Source organism: Arsenicibacter rosenii, assembly GCF_001870735.1.
GTDB classification, from domain to species: Bacteria; Bacteroidota; Bacteroidia; order Cytophagales; family Spirosomataceae; genus Arsenicibacter; species Arsenicibacter rosenii.
The window spans coordinates 4,118-12,118 of record NZ_MORL01000045.1; the positions used below are offsets into that span (position 1 = coordinate 4,118).

Genomic DNA, 8,001 nt, shown 5'->3' on the forward strand with positions numbered 1-8,001 from the left:
CGCGGAACTCAACCGGTGACCCATCCCCTCCGGCGATCCGGAAGGTAATCTGCCGGGTATCACAGTTGTAAACCGGCTCCTGCAAAGCCAGCGTACCCGATGGCGGATTGCACCCCGTCCCGGTCGTGTTCAGCTGAAAAACCGATACCGAGCTGCTGATTTCATTCGCGATCAGCACCAACGGCTGGCCATTCGGACTTTCTTCCGGAGCAATATATATGATGCCTTCCGGTCCCAGATCATCGCTGCCATTACCGGCCACAGAACGGTTGTTAGTATACGTAACGAATTGCGGGTTAGCCGGATTTGTTACGTCATACACCATGACACCACCAACACGCTCAAGCGCCACAAAGGCCAGGAACCGGCCACCCACAGGCGCAATGGTCACTCCTTCGGGCTCCGGACCTTTATCATCACTACGGTTTTTTATGGCAGGTGCCCCTGTCGAATTGCTGGCATTAAAAATGCCCGGCACCAGTGCTCTGGTAATCCGTTCGAACTGATCTCCGCTATCCCATACCTGATTGCCGTTGGCATCCCAGATGCTGATTGAGCGGCCGCCAAAGACGTGAATCTGGTCAAAATCGCCGTCACCGTCGAGGTCACCCGACTGGTTTGTCACGTTCAGCCGGCCCAGCAGCTGGTTGTTTTTAAGGTCGGCGGCATTCGGGAAAACCGTCGGGTCCAGCACATAAGCAGTGTTGCCCGCACGGACTACTTCGTTCAAGCCATCATATTCACGGGCATCGCCTTCATTGGCGGTGATAAAATACGTTTGCCCGTTTACTGCATACGAAGCGATGGCATCGGGCATATACATCCCGAAAACCGGTAATTTCTGGAAGCTGATGATTCCGCCCTGGTCAGACGGGTCAAGACTGTTTTGGTCGAGGGCGTGATTTTTGAACCCTAAGCTCTTAACAAACGGCTGACCGTCTTTCATCGCAATTGATTTAGCATCCAGGTCAATGACGATGATGGCATTATTTTCCTGAAGAGTCACATAGGCTTTTTTAGAATCAGCAGTGAACGCCACGTACTCAGGTTCAAAGTCTTCGGCAACCGAGCTGCCGTTAGGGACATTCCCCTTACGGCCAAAAATCCGGATGCCCTGCGCGCGGAAGGCGTCTTTGAAGCCATTCAGCGACGCGAAACTAACCGTTGTCACGTTGGCTTGTGTCAGGTTACTGATGCCTCCGCTGATGTCAATTATCGTCACAGAACCTTCCGGATCGGTACCGGTGGCCAGGTAAGAATCCGGCTCGCCTTCATTGGCCGTCACGACATAGTTGCCATCTGGCGAAATAGCCACCATATCCGGTAATACCCCGGCCGCAACTTCTTTCAAGACAGTGCCTTCAGCAGTAAAGAAAACGACTTTACCGGGCAGTACTTTATTGGCGTTTTCGATCGCTGCCGCAATCACACCATTTTTTACGGCCACGCTGTTGATACTGCCCCCCAGCGCCGACACGCTGATTGACGAATACGAAACGGGGGCGGCAGGGTTTGCAAAATTGACAATATCAATTTTGTTCGCCACCGAATTGGCGATAAACAACCGTTTTGATATTTTCTCGTAGGCCACAATCTCTGACGAGCCGCCATTCGGGTTTTTATAGCTGGTGAGCAGAGACAGACTCAGGCAGCTGTTCAGTTCAGGCACAAACCGGTCGTTATCCTGTACCAGCACCAGATACGAGTTGGCAGAACCAATCTGAGCATTTACGGGATTCTGAAGCCGCAGCATAATGTATTCATCGGCTTCGGGCAGATTATCGTCGGTTATGGTCAGGGTTACCGTCTGTGCGGTACTTGTTGAGGCAGGGAAAGTGACTGTTGCCGGACTGGCAAGCACGAAATCAGCCCCGTTGCCCGCCGTAGCCGACGAAATATAAACCTGAACTGAGGCTGCCGATGCGTTCGGATTAATCAGGTTAAGGGTAATAGCCACCTGACCTGCTCCCTCGATTACAGAACGGCTGGTTCCGCTGAATGTTATCGTTGGCGTTTGCGCACAGGCACACCAGGTAACCAGAAAGAAAGATAGAATGAGGAAAAGTTTTTTCATGAAATCCGGATAGAATGGGGTAATCCCTTTTTTGGTCCCAAATTTCAGGAATCAGATATTTCCGGCATTTTATATTTGTATACCACAGATTAACAATAGGTTAACACAAGAAATATCAACACTTGCCGGGCAATAAAAAAAGGACAAACGCTTGTCCTTTCCCATTCATATTGGTGTTCTGCCGAAACTATGGTGGCAAGACCCTGCCAGTTGTCTACACGCCACGAGTGGGGCCGGCTAGTCTGGCAGGGTACGTTTATTTGCCGGCACAAAAGTAGAGAAGTACGCAACCATACATGCTAAAATACTTGTTGTCAAATCATTAATACAACCAAACAGTTGTTCATGCAGACATAATGCAGAAACAATGTTTTCTTTCAAGAACCTGGCATGACAATACTTTTATTTAAACACGGTACCTATTTGAACAGTGTTCATGCAATAACTTTCCCTCTTCATGCAACTTTTTTACTATTTTTTAAAAACCGGAAATCCAGCCTGTCAAAGACAGAGTATATATAATCATGTATGCGCTTTTTTATTTAACTTTTTGTTTATTTTGATACCTAAAATTAACCATCTTTTAGTTTTTTTTAACAAACATAGTTAGTTTACTACATGAAATGAACTTCATTATTCCTATTTTGCGTATGTAAACAAGGCAACGGCTGTTAATCAACAAGACCGTTAAAAAAGGAAGTTTATAAAAGGAATTAAGAAAAGCGTTACGTTGAACTTTAATACTATCATTGAAAAATGCCCAGATATAGTGATCGTTCCATTTTTGAAAAACTCGGTTTACAGTATAGGAAACTTGAATGTAAGCTAAAAGATCTGACTTTCGATTATGAAGAAGAAGTTGAGATCTATCAACACCAAATGGCGAAAATCCGCCGGATACAACAGGAGTTGGCTATGGAAAGGCAACAGATTCCGACTAATGGATCCAATGAACAGAAACGGCGGGCCAGGATTTCGGTCCTGCTGAAAAAATTATCCGTTTTACAGACTCCGAAAGAACCAGACACGAAAATGTTTCTCCTTGAAAAAGAAGCTATTGAGTCGCGGATGGCTACCCTGGTAAAGCATAACGCGCAGCTACTGGCTATCCAATGTACACGGCGGGTCAACTAGTAATCTTAGTATACGATCAGTTATCATACCAGAAAAGCTGCCAAAAGTTCAAATACGTCCCGGTTATGATTGGCAGGTGATGTATATCGTGGAGCGACAACATTGAAGCGGGCAAACGGAATCAGGGATGCTGTCGTTTCAGCGATATAAACGGGATGAAGCATATCTTCTTCGTTACCGGCTACAAGTACGTCACAGGTTAGTTCTGCGAGTTCAAACGGGGTGTCAAAGGGTGTACTACCCGGCATTTCAATTAACGTCCGGATCGCCGGTTTGGGAAGCGGGCGATCCAACTGGCCGTGAACCGAGGACAGGCAAGCCGGATTTACCGCTTTCAGCCGGAGATACCCTTCATCTGATTGCAGCCACGTCATCGTATCAGCAGCGCTGGTCTCTGCCCACTTTTTTCCCATCCGGACAAATATGCTGAGGTTCTCCGGATAAGGGTGGTTGAGCCAGGCCGGCCGTACCAGTATCAGTTTTTGCACCCGCTCAGGTTGCTGACAGGCCATCTTGAGGGCAATACCCGCCCCCATGGAGATACCGGCAACAGGCACCTGCTCCGTGATCTGCAGCGCATCCAGCCAGCGCCAGACCTCATGCGCATACCAGTCGAAAGTACATAATTCCGGTGCCAGCCAGTCGGTTTCTCCATGACCGGGCAAGTCCGGGAATAATACCCGGAACGGAAAATCATCGGGGAGCATATTCATCCATTGGGTCCGGTCTCCGCCCAGGCCATGCAGGGCCACCAGTACCGGCCCTATGCCTCTTTCTGTATAGTGAATGCGATGGCTCATCGTGTATTGGTGATCCTGGATAATACTGTCCGGAGATATTGTTGGGTTTCCGCAACCTCGTCCGGGGCCAGGCCGTGCATGATTAATCCGCCGGTATAGCCCATACCCTGAAGCTGTTCCAGATAAAGCGGAAACGGTACAAGCCCCTTTCCCGCCGCCACCACCTTGCCACCGGCTGAACGGTCTTTTGCATGGGCTGACATGATTGAATCCCCTAACAGCGCCAGGCCATGTTGAATGCGGTAGCGGATAACATTGTCCGGCTCGCGGTCAAACAGATTGGCAGGGTCAAAGACAATCTTCAGGTAAGGCGAGTTAACTTCCTTCAATAATCGGGCGGCTTTTCCGACGGTATTGATCACATTAGCCGTCTCGGGTTCGATGCCCAGAAAAACGTTGTAACGTTCGGCAATGGCCAGGGCACGGTCTACCGTTTGACGGAGATCATACCAGGCATCCGGCAGGTTGTTCTCCGGATGGGCTTTCCACATGTCGTCCGGATTACGTGATCCGGTACAGAGCGTTATAAGGTTCGTGTTCAACACATGGCAGCTCCCGGCAATGGTTTCCAGGGCCGTTAGTCCGTATTCACGTTGCGCCGGATCGGGATGAATCATGTTGAACGTACCCGAAACCGCTTCAACGGTCAGCGCATAGTCATCCAGTTTCTGCTGAACGGAATTCAGGACAGACGACTCTATTACCTGCGGCAACGAAGGCAAACCGACACAGGCGTAATTAAACTGAATCCGGTTGATACCCGAGGTCTTTACCTGCCCGCATACCGCCTCAAACGGTCCGGAAAAGGTTTTGGCAAACACACCGATCTCCATCATAACTCCCCCTCCTGTATCGTGTCCAGATACACCCGTTTTTTATCCCGGACAGACTGCTGCACGGCCAGCATAGCCTTGATATTCAGAATACCTTCCGCCATATCTGTTCCGATTTGAGGGGAGCCCTGCAAGATGGTATCAGCCAGCCCTTCGAGTTGCAGGCGGTAAAAATGCGCATCGGCCCCAAGCACCTGCTCATAGGTGGCTGTTTTATCGAGGAAACATTTTACCTCACTGCCCCTGAAATACCATGGATTATAGGTTTTGCCTTCCACACTGCCATACTCCCCGGAAACGGTAAAGCCCTCGTTCCAGTCGCCGCGGTAGGGGACAGTCAGGTTAAGATGCCCCACCGCTCCGTTTTTAAAATCAACGTGCATTGACCAGCACCAGGCTCCGAACCGATGCACAAGCCGAGTCTCGATTGAACCGATTTCGCCTGCCAGATAATGGGCTGTATCGAGCAAATGACTACCATGGGCCAGCAGGTAATAGCGGGTTTTGTCGGCTTTTTCGTCGAAGCCGGGCTTCAGCGCTCTGGAGGATAAAACGGGAAGGGGCTGCACATTGTCCGTCACGGTATACCGGTGCGTACTGTCCATATACCACCCACTGTAGGAAAGCACCTGCCCCACCTTTTCGCGGAGGAACCGATGCGCATGCAGAATACCGGGATCAAAACGTTTCATGTGGCCGACCTGGACCTTTACATCTTTTCGGACGGCAAGATCCTGTAAAGCATAACAGGCCGGCAGCGAGGTACCCACCGGCTTCTCCACCAGCACATGTTTGCCGGCGTCAACCGCTTTTCGGGCCGCAGCAAGGTGAAAAGCATCGGAGGTAGCAATAATCACGCATTCCAGCTCCGGATCGGCCAGCATCTGATCGTAATCGCTGAACGACTTCACCGGCTGCCAGATGGTGCTCATCCGTGAGAGCAAATCCGGCGCCGCATCGCACAGGGCATACAGTTCAACGTTTCTTGCTTTCTGACAGGCCTCAAAATGAGCGAACTGGGCAATGGGGCCGCACCCCAGAATACCCGTTCGCAGCAAACGGTTTTCTTTTTGTATCATGCCAACTCTGATTAAAACCGAACCATAGCCGCATATTAACGCATTACTCTGAAAAGTTACGCAGCATAGACAGGATTTTTCCGGCTGCATCGGCGCATGAGCCCTGTGTTCCCTGTTTTTGAGTACCGTCTACGATTCCGTTGCCGGGGTGTCGTTCCCGCCGGTTTCGTCCTTATCGGTGCCCGTAAGGTCACCGGTCTGTGGTTCAGGTTGCGTTACTTCCTGGTCCAGCAGCGGATCGTCTTCCAGTTCGGGAGTAGATTCAATGACGGGTTCTGCGGGTGTCGGTGTTTGTTCCATACCATTGCGGGATTTGTTTTCAGTAACAAACTAATTCCGGGCATTTTGTTTGCAGAACTGATCTAAACCAAAAGCGGGGTACCTCCCGGCACCCCGCTCATTATTTTTATTTGTACCTGGCCGGATCAGAATCCATCCATTCATTAACCCCGTCGCGTATCCGGTTCCGGAACGTGAGGGTATCCTGAGCGTAGGAAGTCGTTCCGTCGGCATTGGCGTATTTATACCGGAGGAAAATCTTACGGTCCTGCAACAGTTTGGCCCGGTTATAGGTACTTTCTCCGTCACCCTCAACCACTACTTTTGATCCGGGCGCCGAACTAACCACGACCTTACCGCCCTGAAGCGTAATGATCATCGAACCCGACTGATCACTGATTTTGCTGGTAGTCAACGAATGCGTACCCACCGTTTTCAGCACCATCACCTTGCTTTCGGGCGAAGGTATTGAGGTAAAGTAATTGGTCGTTTTCACGACTTTACCGGTAGCGTCTTTCACGGTAGTCCCCCCGCCATGCCAGTAATTACCATACAGCATCGCCTCGTATTTTAAGGCGACAACGGCATACCGTTTGTCGGGCAACAGCGAATCTGCATCAGCCGTTTTGATGTAGAACGGCAAGGCATACACCGGACTGATTGTCGAAGCGTCGGCCAGAAACTTAGCCGAGTCGGCTTTGATAACCACCGAACCCGAATGCTCCCCCGACTTAATAACCNTAAAATAATCAGCCGGCAGCATTTTCAGCTGGTTCACCGGGGCAATGGCATCCTTGATATAGCCGGCTCCGGTTTTCATGGCCGCCAATACACTGGCATTCAGTAAGGTCTCGTCGAAGGTGTAATTCACCACGCGGTCGCGGGTATTGGCGCGTGTTCCGCCCAGGGCCGCGCCAACCTCTATCTTCATGCCTTCGCCCACAACAAACGTTCTGACGTTGGTCTGGTACATAAAATAAATAGAGGTATGGTCAAAATCCTTGATGTAATCCTCATAACACGAGGTCATCAGGATGGTTAAGAGTAAACAAACGATGGTTAACTTTTTCATGATCCCGATTAGTCTTTATTTCCACAAATCCCAGCCTTCATTCTGCACCAGCTTGCTCATGCGCAACATCTCGTCGTACGGGATTGGCAGGTATGCTGATGAATATGCCCGTGTTTCAACCACTTCGTCCAGCTTATAGGCAAACGTCCCGTCGGCATTCCGCGTGATTTTAGCCATGTGCACCGGCTTGTTCAGGTCTTTCAGGTCGGTTGTCCAACGGCGGAGGTCATAGAAGCGTGTGCCTTCAAAGCACAGTTCCAGACGGCGTTCATTTTTCACAAACTCGTTGAACGCTGACTTCCCCAGGGCAGCCACTTCTGTCAGATACGGATCAGTGGTAAAGCCTTTGCCGCCATCCGTGTTGTTGCGGGTACGCAGGTAGGCCATGGCTTCTTTGGCCGACAGGCCAAACCGTGTGCCCAGCGGTCCTTCGACCTGGTTAGCTGCCTCCGCAAAAGCCAGCACCATGTGATCCCAGCGGATGAAGAATTTGGCATGCGGCTGGCGGTTGATCGAGTTATCCGACCAGTTCAGGCCCATAAACACCATTTTCTTGATATGGTAGTTTGTGCGGCTGTTTACCGCCGGTCCGGCTGCATCCTTCGCTCCCGTCCAGTTTTCGAAGGTATACATGGTGGTCGTCGTATTCAGTTTAACGGCCTTGGCGGTATTGTGGAAAATGGCGGCATAAAAGCGCGGATCACGGTTGGCGTATGGATTGGCCGGATCG

At 50.5% G+C, this 8,001-nt stretch carries 8 protein-coding genes; 1 reads left to right on the forward strand and 7 read right to left on the reverse strand.

The window, feature by feature from the left end:
* On the reverse strand, positions 1-2,074 hold a 2,074-nt coding region (locus BLX24_RS28865; protein WP_177225948.1), incomplete at its 3' end, for a choice-of-anchor I family protein.
* Positions 2,075-2,989: 915 nt separating this feature from the next.
* Between BLX24_RS28865 and BLX24_RS28870 the strand changes: the two genes are divergently transcribed.
* Positions 2,990-3,208 carry a hypothetical protein gene (locus tag BLX24_RS28870; RefSeq protein ID WP_177225949.1) on the forward strand — a complete coding sequence of 73 codons (219 nt, stop codon included), beginning with the start codon at positions 2,990-2,992 and terminating at the stop codon, positions 3,206-3,208.
* Positions 3,209-3,231: 23 nt separating this feature from the next.
* Here BLX24_RS28870 and BLX24_RS28875 read toward each other — a convergent pair whose 3' ends face one another.
* From BLX24_RS28875 to BLX24_RS28895, 6 genes are all read right to left on the reverse strand, one after another.
* Positions 3,232-4,008 (reverse strand): alpha/beta fold hydrolase, encoded by a 777-nt coding sequence (locus BLX24_RS28875; RefSeq protein WP_071506705.1) that lies wholly within the window; start codon positions 4,006-4,008, stop codon positions 3,232-3,234.
* Complete coding sequence (locus BLX24_RS28880) at positions 4,005-4,844, reverse strand: sugar phosphate isomerase/epimerase family protein (RefSeq protein ID WP_083422249.1); 840 nt, start codon at positions 4,842-4,844, stop codon at positions 4,005-4,007. The genes BLX24_RS28875 and BLX24_RS28880 overlap by 4 nt, the downstream gene beginning before the upstream one ends.
* Positions 4,841-5,920 carry a Gfo/Idh/MocA family protein gene (locus tag BLX24_RS28885; RefSeq protein ID WP_071506706.1) on the reverse strand — a complete coding sequence of 360 codons (1,080 nt, stop codon included), beginning with the start codon at positions 5,918-5,920 and terminating at the stop codon, positions 4,841-4,843. Before BLX24_RS28885 ends, BLX24_RS28880 begins: the two co-directional genes overlap by 4 nt.
* A 129-nt stretch (positions 5,921-6,049) precedes the next feature.
* The gene (locus tag BLX24_RS32915) at positions 6,050-6,220 is read right to left on the reverse strand and encodes a hypothetical protein (protein WP_177225950.1); all 171 of its coding nucleotides are present in this window, start codon (positions 6,218-6,220) and stop codon (positions 6,050-6,052) included.
* Between the two features lie 106 nt (positions 6,221-6,326).
* Complete coding sequence (locus BLX24_RS28890) at positions 6,327-7,271, reverse strand: DUF1735 domain-containing protein (RefSeq protein WP_071506707.1); 945 nt, start codon at positions 7,269-7,271, stop codon at positions 6,327-6,329.
* Positions 7,272-7,286: 15 nt separating this feature from the next.
* Positions 7,287-8,001, reverse strand: a 715-nt coding sequence (locus BLX24_RS28895; RefSeq protein ID WP_143092860.1) for a RagB/SusD family nutrient uptake outer membrane protein, incomplete at its 5' end; no start/stop codon positions are given.